Origin of the sequence: Bradyrhizobium sp. SZCCHNR1053 (genome assembly GCF_032381235.1) — a bacterium.
Lineage (GTDB): Bacteria > Pseudomonadota > Alphaproteobacteria > Rhizobiales > Xanthobacteraceae > Bradyrhizobium.
The window spans coordinates 21,348-36,016 of the sequence record NZ_JAUHJM010000005.1 but is presented as its reverse complement, the minus strand read 5'-3'; the positions used below and the strand labels follow the sequence as shown (position 1 = coordinate 36,016).

The following is a 14,669-nucleotide window of genomic DNA, read 5'->3' as shown; positions in this document are numbered from 1 at the left end:
AGCAACTGAGAAGAGAACATGGCTACCTCTGCACCAAAAACCATCGGCATCGATGGTCTCGAACCGTCCTCCTGTGAGACCGCTGCTTTCGCGCTCGGCATCGTGCGCGACGGCGTGATCACAGGCGAGGGTCCGACCACCGCGGGACGCGTGCATTTCTCCCGCGTGCTCGATGCCGATGACGCCGCCTGGTGCGCACGCATTCTGAGCGCTGCCGCGATCAACGACGTGCCCGTCAGCCGCGCCGAGGCCGAAGCGCTGTTCGCGATCGATGCCGCCGCGACCGAGCGCAAGGACGATGGCCGGTTCGAGGATCTGCTCGCCAAGGCGGTGGCGCATCATGCCGCCGCCGCCTCCGGCCTGCCGGTGCCGCCGCGCAGCGTGGCGCTGTCGCCGGAGACGGCGATCGAGAGCTGGGCTCCGGTCAATGCGCGGGGCCTCCGCACCGATGCGCTGGAATGGGTCGCCAAGCAGATGCGCGGCAAGCGCCAGGGCAACCGTGCGCTGATGGCGATGGTCGCGACGCTGGTCGGCGTCACCGTGCTGCCGCTGGCGCAACTGCCGTCGATGATCGACATCGGCATGTAAGCCCGTCGCGTTCATCCAAAGGCACGAGTTCGACGAGCGCGATGACCTCATCGCGCTCTTTTCGTTTTGACCGGCGGCGATCGCATGACGGCTCTTGATGGCGCCGCCCGGCCGGTGAATCAATCGGCGGTGCGACATGCGGGAACGGTCTCCCCGGGTATCGCTGCGCTCACCCGGGCTACGGCACCACGTCTAGTCGAAACAGAAATGCCCCACTTTCGCGGGGCACTCTGCTGATCGCGTAGAGGTGGCGGACTGACTACTTCGCCGCCGCCGTTTGCTTCGGCGCGTCTTCGTCAAGGCCGACGGTGCGGCCGGGGAAGCCGGCGGCGTCGAAGTAGCGCTGGGTGCCGACGCGCTGCAGCTTCAGCACGGTGCGCAGGCCGCCGGCCGCCGGATCAGACCTGATGACATCGGACGAAGCCTTCGGCGTCGCGCCGTTCGGCATCGCTTCGGTCATCACGCGGCCGATCAATTTGCCTTTGGGCGCGACCTTGAGGTCGAGCAGCCTGGCGGCGGTGATGCCGACATCGGCATTGCTGACGGGCAGGGGATCGACGAAGCCCGCCTTGAAGTCGGGTCCGATGGCCGCCATGAAGCTGTAGGTGTCGCCGCGGCCGAACGAGCCGTGCATGCCCTGGCCCTGGCGCAGCACGGTGTCGGCGACCTCGACCTGGCAGTTGCTCGGCTGATCGCAGCCCGGCGCGACATAGGAGCGGAAGTTGACCACGATCGCCGGATGCGGCGTCACCGCCTTGCCCTGCAGGTTGATCCGCGACAGCGGCAGCGTGCCGGGAATCTCGCCGAGCTTGTCGTCGACGAAGATGCCGGAGACGTAGTCCTGCGCGAGCAGCGCCTTGACGGTGCGGCGGGCGAGCTTCCTGTCGTTGTTGGGCAGATAGATCAGGTCGGAGCCGCCATTGGTGGCGACGACGAGATCGGGCTTGGTTGGATCCTTGCCGAGCACGCCGTTGCCGGCCTTCGGGTGCTTGCCGTCGGGCACCGCCGCGTTCTTGTCGTTGGGATCGAACAGCGGCAGGTCAAGCGCCTTGGCGAGGTCGATCGCCAGGAAGCCCATCGGCAGGAAGTCCTTCGGCGTGTCGTCGTAGCTGACCTTGGCCGATGGGCTGGTCTTGCTCTCCTTGGAGATGGTCGAGAAGCCGTGGTCGGCCTGGACCATGATGTTGGTCGAGGCGGCAAGCCCGAGATCGTCGAGCGCCTTGCGCAGCGCCGCCAGATTGTCGTCGGCATTCCTGATGCCGGCCATCGACGTCGGGCCATTGATGCCCGGCGTGATGGTGTTGAGGCTGTCGCCGTGATTGTGCTGGCTGCCGTCCGGATCGCGCGACCAGAACACCAGAACGAACGGCTTGTTGCGGGCCTTGAACATCGGCAGCACCGCCTTGGTGGCGACGTCGACCATGTAGGCCTGCTGCGCGACGTTGGCCGAGGTCGTGCCCGGCGTCTTGGCGTCGCCCGCCTTTCCGTTGTCGCCGCGCGACGGCGTCGCCAGCGGCAAGCCGGCCTTGGTCATGGCGTCCTTGACCTCGTCGGTGACAGGCACGCCGTTCTTATTGCCCGTGGAATCGTCGATCACGATCGAGGAGGTCGCGCCGGGCTTGCAAGGGCAGCCGGTGTGGTCGAACAGGTAGGTCGGGCCGACTTTGCCGATCGCGGCGGTCGAATAGCCGGCCTTGCGGGCGAGCTTCAGGATGGTGTCCTCGTTGAGGTAGTCGCCGTTGAAATGCTCGTCGATATCGCCGAGCACGGCGTCGTTCTCGATGAAGGGCACGACGGTGCCGCCGGCCGGCGCCGAGGTGTAGCCCGTGAAGATCGTGTTCGAGAACGTGCCGGTGTCGCCGAGATAGTGGCCCGTCGCCATGGCCGAGCCGTTGGCCATCGTGAAGGTCGGAAACAGCGAGTGCGAATTCTTGAAGTTGACGCCCTTGTCGCGGACGGCGGCCATGGCCGGGGCGGTCTCTGGCGTCACCTTGAGCGCACGCAGGCCGTCGGGAATGAACAGGATGAGGTTATGGGGGGTGGCGTTCTGCGCAAATGCGGCTCCGGACGACAGCAAGGTCAGTCCAGCGCACAGCAGCACGAGCGGGCGGCGCATTGAAAACTCCTGAAGGCAATCGGCGGAATCGCGGCGTCTCGCCGCAGGGAAGAGCTGTAGTTTTGCCGGGTGACAGTTTTGTTACAAGAGGCTCGGAGGCCGCCGACAGCGCTCCGGGCAGGATTTTCTTGCGGCGGGCTCGTCGATGGCAGGAACTAGGGTATGGCTTTCTGGTTGTCGGCTCACAATCAACAGGAGCACATCATGCCTGCCGACAAAGACCTCAACGAGCTCTTCCTCGATACCCTCAAGGACATCTACTACGCCGAGAAGCAGATCCTGAAGACGCTGCCGAAAATGGCCAAGGCGGCGCAGTCGGAGAAGCTGGCGGCGGCGTTCGAGAAGCACCAGGAGGAGACCGAAGGCCAGATCGAGCGGCTCGAGCAGATCTTCGAGCTGATCGGCAAGCCCGCCCGCGGCAAGAAGTGCGATGCGATCGAGGGCATCATCGACGAGGGCAAGGAAATCATGGACGAGTACAAGGGTACGCAGGCGCTCGACGCCGGCCTTCTTGCGGCAGCGCAGGCGGTCGAGCACTATGAGATGTCGCGCTATGGCACCCTGAAGGCCTGGGCCCTCAAGCTCAACCTGCCGAAGGCCGCCAAGCTGCTCGACCAGACGCTGAATGAAGAGCGGAAGACCGACGAGACGCTGACCAAGATCGCTGAGACTGCGGTCAACTACGAAGCCGCGGCATGACCATCGGCCGATCGTGATCACAACGCCGCCAGCGTGCCACCAGCGCTGGCGGCGGCGTCACGAGTCGCACCTTCGGAGCCTGGTTGGAGCCTGCCAAGGCGCCGACCTCGATATTCTCCCGCCGGTTGCGCATCTCCTTGCGTTCGGAGGAGGCAGGTGGGCTGCAAGTCAGCCGCTGCCTATCGGATGGTCCCGATCCCGGCCAGGATGAGGTCGATGCCGGCAAGAAATTGCTCGCGGTCGTCGTGCTCGCGCAGCTCCGTCGCCACCCGATGCACGAACGGATACTCCGCGGGATCGAGCTGTGTCCACCGTGCGGCGACCGATCGGAGGAACGCCGCGCGGTCCGTCTCGCGCGGGAGGAGGCGGGCGTTCGCGGCATTCTGCCCGGCCACGCCAAGGATGTAGTTCAAGAGCGCGGACGCGGAATCGAACAGGGCGCTTTCGGGGACACCGAGCGTCTGGAGCCGTCCGCCGACGCTTTCGACGATCTGCAGCATCGCGGACCGCCACGGTTCACGGAAAAGCTGGGCACCCACCCAGGGGTGGGCGTCGATGGCGTCGAACACCCCGAGGGCAACGGCACGGATCGCCTGTCGCGGCTCTGCATCGCCCACGACGCCGGTCATGACACGGGCAATGACGTCATCGGTGGCCGCTGCGAGCAGATCGCTCTTGTTGGCGACGTGCCAATAAATCGCCCCGCTGCCGGTCGCCAGGCGAGCTGCGAGCGCGCGGAAGGTCAGAGCGCTTTCGCCCTCGGTGTCGAGGATCTCGGTCGCGGCCTCGACGATTCTCTCCTTCGAGAGCGCATCCGCGCGCCGTTCCGCCCGTTGTGTTCTGCTCGCCATGACCATCATCTTGACATGATTGGAACGTTGTTCCAATCAACTTTCATGGAACGACGTTCCAGTCAATTTGAAAGGCAGATGATGACGACACCCGTCACGATCGTCGGCGCGGGCCTCGGCGGCCTTACGCTCGCACGCGTCCTCCATGTCCACGGTATCCCGGCGACGATCTATGAGGCGGAGCCATCCGCCGAAACCCGGGCGCAAGGCGGCCAGCTCGATATTCACGAGCACGACGGGCAACGTGCCCTCGCAGACGCCGGCCTCATCGATGGGTTCCGTGCGATCATCCATGAGGGCGGCGCGGCGTCGCGCGTGCTTGACCGGCATGGCACGGTGCTGCTCGCGCAGCCCGATGACGGCCGACGCCCCGAGGTGCTGCGGGGTGATCTGCGGCGGATTCTTCTCGAGTCCCTGCCAGCTGAGACGATCCAGTGGGGCAAGAAGCTGACCGGCGTCGTGCGCCTCGGCGACCACAGGCACGAGCTGAGATTCGCGGACGGGGCGAGCGTGGTCACGAGCCTACTGGTCGGCGCCGACGGCGCCTGGTCGAAGGTCCGGCCCCTGCTGTCGGCCGCCAAGCCAGAATATGTCGGCACGACGTTCGTTGAGACCTACCTGCATGACGCCGACGAGCGGCACACCGCGGCGGCCGAAGCAGTCGGCGGCGGCGCATTGTTCGCGCTCGCTCCGGGACAGGGGATCTGCGCGCACCGTGAGGCAGGACAGGTTCTTCACGCCTACGTCGCGCTGAACCGCTCCGCCGAGTGGATCGCCGGCATCGACTTCATGGACGCTGCCGCCGCGACGGCGCGAATTGCGGCCGAGTTCGACGGATGGGCGCCTGCGCTCACCGCGCTGATCACCGACGGCGAAACCCCGCCGGTCCCGCGCATGATCCACACGCTTCCGAACGACCATCGGTGGGACCGTGTGCCTGGGGTGACGCTTCTCGGTGACGCCGCGCACCTGGCGCCGCCGGCCGGCGAGGGCGCGAACCTGGCGATGTTCGACGGCGCCGAGCTCGGCAAGGCGATCGCTGCCCACCCCGGCGACATCGAAGCGGCACTCGCCATCTACGAAGCAGCGCTATTCCCGCGCAGCTCGTCGGCGGCCGCAGGCGCGCATCAAATCCTCAAGCTCTGCCTCGGCGACAGCGCACCATTCGGGCTCGTCGACTTCTTCAACGGTGCCCTGGAGAGGTAGGGCGGGCTCCCGCCTTCGTCACCGTGCCCACCGCCATCACATCGATGTCAGATCGCTGCGGCCAGCGCCGCCATCAGCGCCGGCGGCGTTGCTACGAGTCCGATCTTGAGAAACTGCCAGGCGGACACCTCGATTTTTTCGCGCCGCAAGGCGGTCAGCCACAGGATGGTGGCGAGCGAGCCGGTCACCGAGATGTTGGGGCCGAGATCGACGCCGATCAGAATTGCACGGATGACCTCATGCGGCAGGTGATCGCTGGCCGCCACCGAGCCGGCGACCAGTCCGACGGGAAGATTGTTGGCGATGTTGTCGGCGACCGCCGTGATCAGGCCCGCGGCCCAGGCGGCGCCAGCCGGTGAGCCGGTAACGCCCTGGTGCAGCCAGGCGCTGAGCTGGCCGATCGCGCCGGCGCGGTTCAGGCCTTCGACCATCACGAACAGGCCGCCGACCAGCGGCAGCACGCCCCAGGACACGCCTTTGATCGTGGGCCATGGCGACTGCCGGCTGACCAGCAGGATCGCGGTCGCCGTGACCACGCCACAGACGAAGGTCGGCAGGCCCAGTTGCACGTCGAGCGCCGAGGCAGTCAGCAGCACCGCTGCGATGGCGCCGATCCCGAACGCGGCAAGCCGACCCTCGCGGCTCAGATGCGGCTTGTCGACATCGGTCCGCAGCGTCTCCTCACGGAGCGCGCGGCGCTGGGTCAGCCACAGCGCGACATAGGTCAGGGCGATCGCGGCCATCGAGGGCAAAGTGAACTGGCGCAGCCATTCGCTGAGATGCGGCATGCGTTCACCGAACACGACCAGATTGGCCGGATTGGAGATCGGCAGCACGAAGCTCGCGGCATTGGCGATGAAGGCGCAGACGTAGAGATAGGGCAGCGGCGAAGCGCCGGCGGCGCGCGTGGCAGCATAGACGGCCGGCGTCAGCACGATCGCGGTGGCATCGTTGGAGAGCACCACGGTGACCAGGGTGCCGACCGCATAGACCAGCAGGAACAGGAGCTGCGGCGAGCCGCGCGCATGCTCCACCGCATAGGCCGCGAGATAGTCGAACAGGCCCTCGCGGCGCGCCAGCTCGGCAATCAGCATCATGCCGATCAGGAACAGATAGACGTCGACGCCCTTGCGGATGCCGGTGAGCGCTTCAGCGACAGGCAGCAGGCCGAGCGCGACCAGCAGGATCGCGCCGGCGACGGCCCACACGGCCTCGGGCAGCCGAAAGGGGCGGATGATGACGCCAGCGGTGGCGGGAATGATGATGGCGTAAGCGAGCCAGGTATCGTGCAAGGACATGATCGGGGATCGATAGAGCAAATCATTCGGCGGGGATAGCGGGCGAGGGCGCCGCATCCGGATGCGCGGCCTCCGGTCCACCGGTCTCGGGGAGCAGCCGCCAGCATACGATCACGGCGAGCGCGGCGGCCGCGCCGAGGGCCAGGAATGCGGCGCTGTAGCCGCCATGGACGACGACCAGGCCCGCCAGCGCGGTCGACAGCGCCGCGCCAATGCTCTGCGCTGTAGTCACGGCGCCCTGAGCAATGTTGAAGCGGCCGGTGCCGCGCATCAGGTCTGCGACGATCACCGGCATGATCGCGCCGAAGATGCCGGCGCCGGGGGGCGCGAAGCGCGCACTACCTACTCAGCGCGGCAGCGGCGCCTTCTCGGCCATCGCCTTGCGCAGGATGCGCGACAGCGACTCCACCGAATAGGGCTTCTTGATCAGCTCGAAGCCGTGATGGGCGTTCTCCGCGAGCACGTGGCTGTAGCCGGATGTCAGCACCACCGGCAGGCCGGGATAGCGGTCGCGGATGATGCCGGCGAGCTCCAGGCCGTTGATGCCGGGCATGATGACGTCGGAGAACACGAGGTCGACCGCGAATTCGTCGTTCGCCAGGATTGCCAGCGCATCGGCGGCATTGGCGACGCGGCGCGTCACATAGCCGAGGTCCTCGAGCAGCTCGGTCGAGAACTGCCCCACCTCGTCATTGTCCTCGACCACGAGCACGCGGTAGCCGCGCCCGATGGTCGCCGGCTCGATGCGCGCGGAGCCGGCTTCCGTTCCGGATTGCGGAGCCGTGGCCTGCGGCAGGTAGATCGTGAAGGTCGCGCCGTGGCCGATGCGGCTGTCGACCGCGATGTCGCCTTCGGACTGCTTGGCGAAGCCGAACGCCTGGCTGAGGCCGAGACCCGTGCCCTTGCCGACCTCCTTGGTGGTGAAGAAGGGTTCGAAGATCGCGTTGAGGTGTTGAGGCGCGATACCGCCCCCGGTGTCGGCGACCGAGATCGCGATGAAGGCACCGGGCCGGGGGCCCTGGCCACGCAAGGCCGGGATGCTCTCGGTCCGCTGCACGCCGATTTTCAGATGTCCTTCACCGTTCATGGCGTCGCGCGCATTGACGGCGAGGTTGATCAGCGCAGTCTGGAATTGCGCGACGTCGGCGAGGGTGAACAGTCCGCTGTTCGTGACCGCGAGCTCGATCTGGATGCGGCCGCCGACGAGAGGACGGATCAGCTGCACGACATTCTCGACCTGCTCGCCAACATTGAACACCTGCGGCGTCAAGGGTTGCCGCCGCGCGAAGGCCAGAAGTTGCGCGGTCAGCTTCGAGGCGCGCTCCACCGTCTCGGAGATCGCGTCGACATAGCGCCGGCGCCGCTCCTCGGGGAGATCGCGGCGGCGCAGGAAGTCGGTGGCCGAGCGGATGATGGTGAGCAGGTTGTTGAAATCGTGCGCGACGCCGCCGGTGAGCTGGCCGATCGCCTCCATCTTCTGCGACTGCCGCAACAGCTCCTCGCCCTGGATGCGCTCGGTGACGTCGACCGCCTCAGCGACCGCGCCGGTGACCACATCATGCTGGTCGAACAGCGGCCGCATCGAAAGTTCGAAATGTCGCTGGCCGCTGGCGAAATCGAGCCGCATCTCGGTCCGAAAGCTCTCGCCGGCGAGAACGCGGGCGAACGCCTTGCGCAGCATCTCGGTCACGCCCGGCGTATGGGTGAACCAGGGCGCATCCCAGAGCGGCTGGCCGATGACGTTCACTTCACCGGCGCGCATGCCGGCGACCGCGATGCGGTTGGCATGCAGCACGCGGCCCTCGACGTCGAGGATGGCCTGATACTGATTGCTGGTGTCGAAGATCGCGCGCATGCGCGCTTCATTGGCCTCGAGTTGGGCGGTGCGCTCCTTGATCCGCTCTTCGAGGGTCTCGTTGATGCGGCGTAGCTCGATCTCGGCCTGCTTGGCGGCCGTGACGTCGTGAGCGACGCCGATGAATCCGACATGTTTGCCGTTCGCGTCCCAGCGCGGCTGCGATTCCGAGCGCAGCCAGCGCCATTCGCCGTCGGCGCGGCGGTAGCGCGCCTCGAGGAAGAACGGCTTCAGCGAGCGCTCTCCCGATTGCTGCTGCTCCAGGATGCGCGGAAGATCCTCTGGATGCAGCACCTTGCGCCAGTCGAAGGCCAGCGTCTCGTCATGGGGCAGGCCGAGGAAATCGACATAGGCGCGATTGACGAAGGAGCGGGTGCGGTCGAGCTTCGTCACCCAGATCGGCACCGGGGCGCTGTCGGCGATCAGCCGGAAGCGCTCCTCGCTCTCGCGCAGCTTGGCCTGCGCCAGCATCTGGTCGGTGACATCGATATGCGCGCCGACCAGGCGGATGGCGCGGCCGTTCCAGTCGCGCTCGATGCGGGCGATGACGCGGACCCACCGGATCTCGCCATCGCTGGGACGGATGATGCGGTATTCGGTGGTGTAGTCCTCCTGCTTGCTCTTGACCGCGGCGATGAACTCCTGCTCGGCCTTGACGCGGTCGTCGGGATGGACGCGCCTGACCCAGTCTTCGTGAGTCTCGTGAACGGCTTCCGGCGGCAGGCCGTGAATGATCAGGTATTCGGGGGAGCGGCGGTTGCGGTAGCCTTCGCGCAGGTCGACCTCGACGCCGCCGACCCGGGCGATCCGCTGGATGCGCGCGAGCTCCGCCTCGCGTTCCTGCAGCGCGTGATAGGCTTGGTCGCGATCGCGCGCAATCTCCTCGATATGCTGGCGCAGCGCGTCGGCGGCAGCCTCCGGCCTCACTTCGTCTCTGGGCGCGTCCGCGCTGTTCATGCTGACCTGCACTGATGTGGCGAGCAGTCGCCCGAGAATTCCATCGCGGGTGTTCGGAAGCTTGGCGACATTGAGACCAAGGAAAGCAAACTGACCAGAGATTAAGGCGGGCAAACGCCGGCATGACGAGAACGTCGGGGCAGACAAAAAGTTCCGCGCTCCCGGAACGGACTGTTACTGTCGTGCGTCGTCAGGCCCTGAACACCGCAACACGTAGGTCCACGCCGTGAAGCTCTTCGTCTGTCAGATCTGCACGAACGTCCTGTACTTCGAGAATCGGAGCTGCGGGCGCTGTGGCCATCAGCTCGCCTTCATGCCGGAGCGCCAGATCCTGTCGGCGATCGAGCCGGCGGAGGAGGGCTTTCGGACACTCGCCGACCACGGGACGGGGCGCTTCTTCTGCGCCAATGCCGAGCACGACGCCTGCAACTGGCTGCTCGAGACCGGCGAGACCGCAGGCTTCTGCCGAGCCTGCCGGCACAACGGCACCATTCCCAATCTGTCTGATCCCGCGCAGCTCGCGGGATGGCGCGAGCTGGAGGTGGCCAAGCACCGACTGTTCTACTCGCTGATCCGATGGAAGCTCCCTGTGAAGACACGGATCGAGGACCCCGATCACGGGCTGATCTTCAACTTCCTCGCCGATGACCCCGCCGGCCAGCAGAAGGTCATGACCGGCCACGACAACGGCCTCGTCACCATCGCCCTCGCAGAGGCCGACGACTTCGAGCGCGAGCGGCGCCGGCTCGAGATGGACGAGCCGTACCGGACCTTGCTCGGTCATTTCCGCCACGAGGTCGGGCACTATTTCTGGGACGTGCTGGTGCGCGATGCCGGCAGGCTTGAGGAATACCGGGCCGTGTTCGGCGACGATACCCAGGACTACGGCGAGGCGCTGAGGCGGCATTACGATCAGGGGCCTCCGGTGGACTGGCAGGACAATTTCGTTTCGGCCTACGCCACCACGCATCCGTGGGAGGATTTTGCCGAGACCTGGGCGCACTACCTCCACATCGTCGATACGCTGGAGATGGCCTCCGAGTTCGGCATCGAGATCGATCCGCCCGCCGACCAGATCGGCGGGCTGACGGCGCGCGTCACCTTCGATCCGTACGTCGCGGAGGATTTCGACACCATCGTCAACGCCTGGCTGCCATTCACCTTCGCCATGAACAGCGTCGCCCGGGCGATGGGCGCGCGCGATCTCTATCCATTCATCCTGACGCCGCCGGTCATCGGCAAGCTCGGCTTCGTCCACCATCTGGTGCGGCAGGGCGCACAGCAAGAGTCTGTCGCTCTGGCGCCCGAAAAGCCACAGGCCGAGCCGCAGCAGGAAGAGATCGGGGCGGCGTGATCCGCCTTGACTCCTTAGAACATAAAGTGAACATGATGGCGTGACCGGAGCGAGGACCGCCATCGCGCATGCCCAGATCGCAATCCAAGACCGATGCCGCGGACACCGAAGACGTCGCGCTGGACGCCGCCGTGGACCAGGCCATTGCTGCCTGCGGGGGCGATCCGCGGGCGGCCATTCGTGCCCTGATCGTTGCGAACGATTTTCTCGAGACCGAGGTCGGCGAGCTGATGAAGGCGGTGTCGCACGCCTATGCCCGCGGACGTTTCCACAGCTATTCCGGCTGACGGCAAGGGACGCGGCTGGCATGCCTCGCCGGACGGCAGGGGCGGGACGAGAGGCGGGTTGCGCGCGGGCGATTTTGGTATAGACGAACCGGTCAAGCTCGCGGTGTTACGCCTGTGCCACGAGCGGAGAGCCCGCCCAAAGGTATCAAGCAAGAAATGTTCAAAACCATTCTGATCGCGAACCGCGGCGAGATCGCCTGCCGGGTCATCAAGACCGCCCGCCGCATGGGAATCCGGACCGTTGCGGTCTATTCGGAAGCCGACCGCGATGCGCTTCATGTCGAGATGGCCGATGATGCCGTGCTGATCGGCCCGCCCGCCGCCGCCGAGAGCTATCTCCTGATCGACCGCATCGTCGAGGCCTGCCGCAAGACCGGCGCCGAGGCGGTGCATCCGGGCTACGGCTTCCTGTCCGAGCGCGAGGCGTTTCCGCGGGCGCTGGCCGAGGCTGGCATCGTCTTCATCGGCCCCAACCCCGGCGCCATCGCCGCGATGGGCGACAAGATCGAATCGAAGAAGGCGGCCGCCAAGGCCAAGGTCTCGACCGTGCCAGGCTTCCTCGGCGTCATCGAGGACGACAAGCATGCCGTGCGCATCGCCGACGAGATCGGCTATCCCGTCATGATCAAGGCCTCCGCCGGCGGCGGCGGCAAGGGCATGCGCATCGCGCATTCGACCGCCGAGGTGGCCGAGGGCTTCAACCTCGCCAAGGCCGAGGCCAAGGCCTCGTTCGGCGACGATCGCGTCTTCATCGAGAAGTTCATCGTCGATCCCCGCCACATCGAGATCCAGGTGCTCGGCGACAAGCATGGCAACGTGATCTATCTCGGCGAGCGCGAGTGCTCGATCCAGCGCCGCAACCAGAAGGTCATCGAGGAGGCGCCGTCGCCGCTGCTCGACGAGGAGACAAGGCGCAAGATGGGCGAGCAGGCGGTCGCGCTCGCCAAGGCCGTGAACTACGACTCCGCCGGCACCGTGGAGTTCGTCGCCGGCCAGGACAAGAGCTTCTACTTCCTGGAGATGAACACCCGCCTGCAGGTCGAGCATCCCGTCACCGAGCTCGTCACCGGTATCGATCTCGTCGAGCAGATGATCCGCGTCGCCGCCGGCGAGAAGCTCTCACTTGCGCAGAAGGACGTCGCGCTGACCGGCTGGGCGGTGGAGTCGCGCGTCTATGCGGAAGATCCGTTCCGCAGCTTCCTGCCGTCGATCGGGCGCCTCGTGAAGTATCGCCCGCCGGCCGAGAGCAAGGCGGACGGCATCACCGTGCGCAACGACACCGGCGTGCAGGAGGGCGGCGAGATCTCGATCTACTACGATCCGATGATCGCCAAGCTGGTCACCCATGCGCCATCGCGGGCTGCCGCGATCGAGGCGCAGTCGACCGCGCTCGACGCCTTCTATGTCGACGGCATCCGCCACAACATCCCGTTCCTGTCGGCGCTGATGAACCATCCGCGCTGGCGCGAGGGCCGGCTGTCGACCGGTTTCATCGCCGAGGAGTTTCCGAAGGGCTTTGCCGCGCGTGCGCCGGAAGGCGAGATCGCGCGCCGGCTGGCGGCGGTGGGTGCTGCGATCGACCACGTGCTCGGCGAGCGCAAGCGGCAGATCTCGCAGCAGATGATCGGCCGGCCCGTGAGGCGGCAGGGCCGCCGCGCGGTGTGGCTCGGGCGTGACGAGATCCTGCTCGACATCACCAGGGAGAACGGCGCGATCACGGTCCGCTTCGTCGGGGCCGACGGCAAGGTCGGCCCGGCGCATCAGTTGGTGTCGGACTGGAAACCGGGCGACGCGGTCTGGCACGGCACCATCGATGGCGCGGCCATCGCGGTGCAGACGCGCCTCATTGCGAACGGTGTGCGGCTTGCGCATCAGGGCGTCGAAGCGCCGGTCTACGTCTACACGGAAGCCGAGGCGACCGCGGCGCGGCTGATGCCGGTCGTCGCCGCCGGCGACAGCGGCAAGAAGCTGTTGTGCCCGATGCCCGGCCTCGTGGTCTCGATCGCCGTGACCGAAGGGCAGGAGGTCAAGGCCGGCGAGACGCTCGCCGTGGTCGAAGCCATGAAGATGCAGAACGTGCTGCGCGCCGAGCAGGACGGTACGGTGAAGAAGATCCACGCGACAGCCGGCGCTACGCTTGCGGTGGACGCGCTGATCCTGGAGTTTGCGTAAGCAGCAGTCATCGTCATTGCGAGCGCAGCGACGCAATCCAGAGCTCGACAGATAGCTCTGGAATGCTTCGTCGCTTCGCTCCTCGCAATGACGGGAAAGAGGGGGCGAGGATGACCTTCCGTGCACGCAGAGAGGCGCTCCGTGCGATCCTCGCCGGCGATCGCTGCATCCATCCGGGCTCGGTGTACGACGCGATCTCGATCCGCATCGCCGAAGATCTCGGCTTTGAGCTCGGCATGTTCGGCGGTTCGGCTGCCTCGCTCGCCGTCCTCGGCGATCCCGACATCGCGCTGATCACGTTGACCGAGTTGGCGGAGCAGATGCGGCGGATGTCGCGCGCCGCCGCGCTGCCGGTGCTGGTCGATGCCGATCACGGCTATGGCAATGCGATGAACGTGCGCCGCACGGTGCAGGAGCTGGAGGCGGCCGGTGCCGCGGGTCTCACCATCGAGGATACGCTGCTGCCGCAGGCTTTTGGCGAGGCGAAGCCGCAGTTGATCTCGCTTGCCGAAGGGGTCGGCAAGGTGAAGGCGGCGCTCGACGGCCGGGGCGATCCCGCGCTGGTCATTCTGGGACGAACGGGGGCCGTCTCCATCGCCTCGCTCGACGACGCCATCGCGCGCGCCAAGGCCTACGAGGCCTGCGGCGTCGACGGCCTGTTCTTCACCGGCATCACCTCGCGCGATCAGCTCGATGCAATTGCGGCAGTCACCACATTGCCGATCGTGCTCGGTGGCGCGCCGGAGGAGATGTCCGATCTCGGCTATCTCGCCTCGCGCCGCGTCCGCGTCGCGCTGCAGGGCCATGCACCGATCGCGGCCGCGACGCAGGCGGTGCATGAGACGCTGAAGGCGCTGCGCAACGGCGCCTCGCCGAAGCAGCTCAAGGGGCTGCCGTCGGCCGAACTGACCGCGCGCGTCATGCGCGATGGCGACGTGAAGAAGAGACTTCGCGAGTTCCTGGGGCTTGGTTCATGATCGGTCGCGCCATCGTCCACGTCACGGTCCGCGGCCGCGTCCAGGGCGTCGGCTACCGCGCCTGGGTCGAGGACCAGGCCATCCTCAACGGGCTCGAAGGCTGGGTCCGCAACCGCAGCGACCGCAGCGTCGAGGCGGTCTTCGCCGGTCCCGCCGATGACGTCGCGGCGATGGTCACGGCCTGCCGCAAAGGGCCGCCGGCTGCGCGTGTCGACGACGTGATCGACGTCGCCGGGACGGTCGATCAGCTCGCATTGCGTCGGCCCGGCGAATCGTTCTCGGTGCTGCAGACGGCGTAGTCGTCTTCCG

The 14,669-nt window shown here is 66.7% G+C and carries 12 protein-coding genes and 1 pseudogene; 8 read left to right on the top strand and 5 right to left on the bottom strand.

What is annotated here, in order from left to right:
- Nucleotides 1-18: 18 nt before the first annotated feature.
- Nucleotides 19-588, top strand: coding sequence for a hypothetical protein (locus QX051_RS14345; RefSeq protein WP_315737674.1), 570 nt, complete (start codon nt 19-21; stop codon nt 586-588).
- A gap of 259 nt (nt 589-847) precedes the next feature.
- Here the strand turns inward: QX051_RS14345 and QX051_RS14340 are convergent, their stop codons facing one another.
- Nucleotides 848-2,704 carry an alkaline phosphatase family protein gene (locus QX051_RS14340; protein WP_315776575.1) on the bottom strand — a complete coding sequence of 619 codons (1,857 nt, stop codon included), beginning with the start codon at nt 2,702-2,704 and terminating at the stop codon, nt 848-850.
- A 204-nt stretch (nt 2,705-2,908) separates the two neighbouring features.
- Here QX051_RS14340 and QX051_RS14335 point away from each other — a divergent pair, with 204 nt between their 5' ends.
- Entirely contained in the window at nt 2,909-3,403 is a 495-nt protein-coding gene (locus QX051_RS14335; protein ID WP_315776574.1) for a ferritin-like domain-containing protein, read from the top strand.
- 179 nt (nt 3,404-3,582) lie between these two features.
- Here the strand turns inward: QX051_RS14335 and QX051_RS14330 are convergent, their stop codons facing one another.
- Nucleotides 3,583-4,290 (bottom strand): TetR/AcrR family transcriptional regulator, encoded by a 708-nt coding sequence (locus QX051_RS14330; protein WP_315776573.1) that lies wholly within the window; start codon nt 4,288-4,290, stop codon nt 3,583-3,585.
- Between the two features lie 45 nt (nt 4,291-4,335).
- Between QX051_RS14330 and QX051_RS14325 the strand changes: the two genes are divergently transcribed.
- Nucleotides 4,336-5,460 (top strand): NAD(P)/FAD-dependent oxidoreductase, encoded by a 1,125-nt coding sequence (locus QX051_RS14325; RefSeq protein WP_315776781.1) that lies wholly within the window; start codon nt 4,336-4,338, stop codon nt 5,458-5,460.
- A gap of 47 nt (nt 5,461-5,507) precedes the next feature.
- Here the strand turns inward: QX051_RS14325 and QX051_RS14320 are convergent, their stop codons facing one another.
- From QX051_RS14320 to QX051_RS14310, 3 genes and pseudogenes are all read right to left on the bottom strand, one after another.
- Nucleotides 5,508-6,758, bottom strand: a complete 1,251-nt coding sequence (locus tag QX051_RS14320; RefSeq protein WP_315776572.1) for an arsenic transporter — start codon at nt 6,756-6,758, stop codon at nt 5,508-5,510.
- 22 nt (nt 6,759-6,780) lie between these two features.
- A pseudogene (locus QX051_RS14315) lies at nt 6,781-7,077 on the bottom strand (MFS transporter); the annotation flags it as partial.
- Nucleotides 7,078-7,104: 27 nt separating this feature from the next.
- Entirely contained in the window at nt 7,105-9,570 is a 2,466-nt protein-coding gene (locus tag QX051_RS14310; protein WP_315776571.1) for a PAS domain-containing protein, read from the bottom strand.
- A gap of 226 nt (nt 9,571-9,796) precedes the next feature.
- On the opposite strand from QX051_RS14310, the gene QX051_RS14305 reads away from it, so the two are divergent.
- The 5 genes from QX051_RS14305 (at nt 9,797) to QX051_RS14285 (ending at nt 14,659) form a co-directional block, all read left to right on the top strand.
- Nucleotides 9,797-10,924 (top strand): putative zinc-binding peptidase, encoded by a 1,128-nt coding sequence (locus QX051_RS14305; protein WP_315776570.1) that lies wholly within the window; start codon nt 9,797-9,799, stop codon nt 10,922-10,924.
- Between the two features lie 68 nt (nt 10,925-10,992).
- Nucleotides 10,993-11,211, top strand: a complete 219-nt coding sequence (locus tag QX051_RS14300) for a hypothetical protein (protein ID WP_315776569.1) — start codon at nt 10,993-10,995, stop codon at nt 11,209-11,211.
- 156 nt (nt 11,212-11,367) lie between these two features.
- The gene (locus QX051_RS14295; RefSeq protein ID WP_315776568.1) at nt 11,368-13,383 is read left to right on the top strand and encodes an acetyl/propionyl/methylcrotonyl-CoA carboxylase subunit alpha; all 2,016 of its coding nucleotides are present in this window, start codon (nt 11,368-11,370) and stop codon (nt 13,381-13,383) included.
- A 110-nt stretch (nt 13,384-13,493) separates the two neighbouring features.
- Nucleotides 13,494-14,360, top strand: a complete 867-nt coding sequence (locus QX051_RS14290; protein ID WP_315776567.1) for an isocitrate lyase/PEP mutase family protein — start codon at nt 13,494-13,496, stop codon at nt 14,358-14,360.
- A complete protein-coding gene (locus QX051_RS14285; RefSeq protein ID WP_315737684.1) occupies nt 14,357-14,659 on the top strand; it encodes an acylphosphatase in 303 nt (100 codons plus the stop codon). The genes QX051_RS14290 and QX051_RS14285 overlap by 4 nt, the downstream gene beginning before the upstream one ends.
- Nucleotides 14,660-14,669 lie beyond the last annotated feature (10 nt).

What these genes read in the sequence shown, in the direction of transcription:
- QX051_RS14320 (WP_315776572.1), bottom strand. Translation starts at nt 6,758, where the DNA reads ATGTCCTTGCACGATACCTGGCTCGCTTACGCCATCATCATTCCCGCC.
- QX051_RS14345 (WP_315737674.1), top strand. Translation starts at nt 19, where the DNA reads ATGGCTACCTCTGCACCAAAAACCATCGGCATCGATGGTCTCGAACCG.
- QX051_RS14295 (WP_315776568.1), top strand. Translation starts at nt 11,368, where the DNA reads ATGTTCAAAACCATTCTGATCGCGAACCGCGGCGAGATCGCCTGCCGG.
- QX051_RS14310 (WP_315776571.1), bottom strand. Translation starts at nt 9,570, where the DNA reads ATGAACAGCGCGGACGCGCCCAGAGACGAAGTGAGGCCGGAGGCTGCC.
- QX051_RS14300 (WP_315776569.1), top strand. Translation starts at nt 10,993, where the DNA reads ATGCCCAGATCGCAATCCAAGACCGATGCCGCGGACACCGAAGACGTC.
- QX051_RS14290 (WP_315776567.1), top strand. Translation starts at nt 13,494, where the DNA reads ATGACCTTCCGTGCACGCAGAGAGGCGCTCCGTGCGATCCTCGCCGGC.
- QX051_RS14335 (WP_315776574.1), top strand. Translation starts at nt 2,909, where the DNA reads ATGCCTGCCGACAAAGACCTCAACGAGCTCTTCCTCGATACCCTCAAG.
- QX051_RS14285 (WP_315737684.1), top strand. Translation starts at nt 14,357, where the DNA reads ATGATCGGTCGCGCCATCGTCCACGTCACGGTCCGCGGCCGCGTCCAG.
- QX051_RS14340 (WP_315776575.1), bottom strand. Translation starts at nt 2,704, where the DNA reads ATGCGCCGCCCGCTCGTGCTGCTGTGCGCTGGACTGACCTTGCTGTCG.
- QX051_RS14325 (WP_315776781.1), top strand. Translation starts at nt 4,336, where the DNA reads ATGACGACACCCGTCACGATCGTCGGCGCGGGCCTCGGCGGCCTTACG.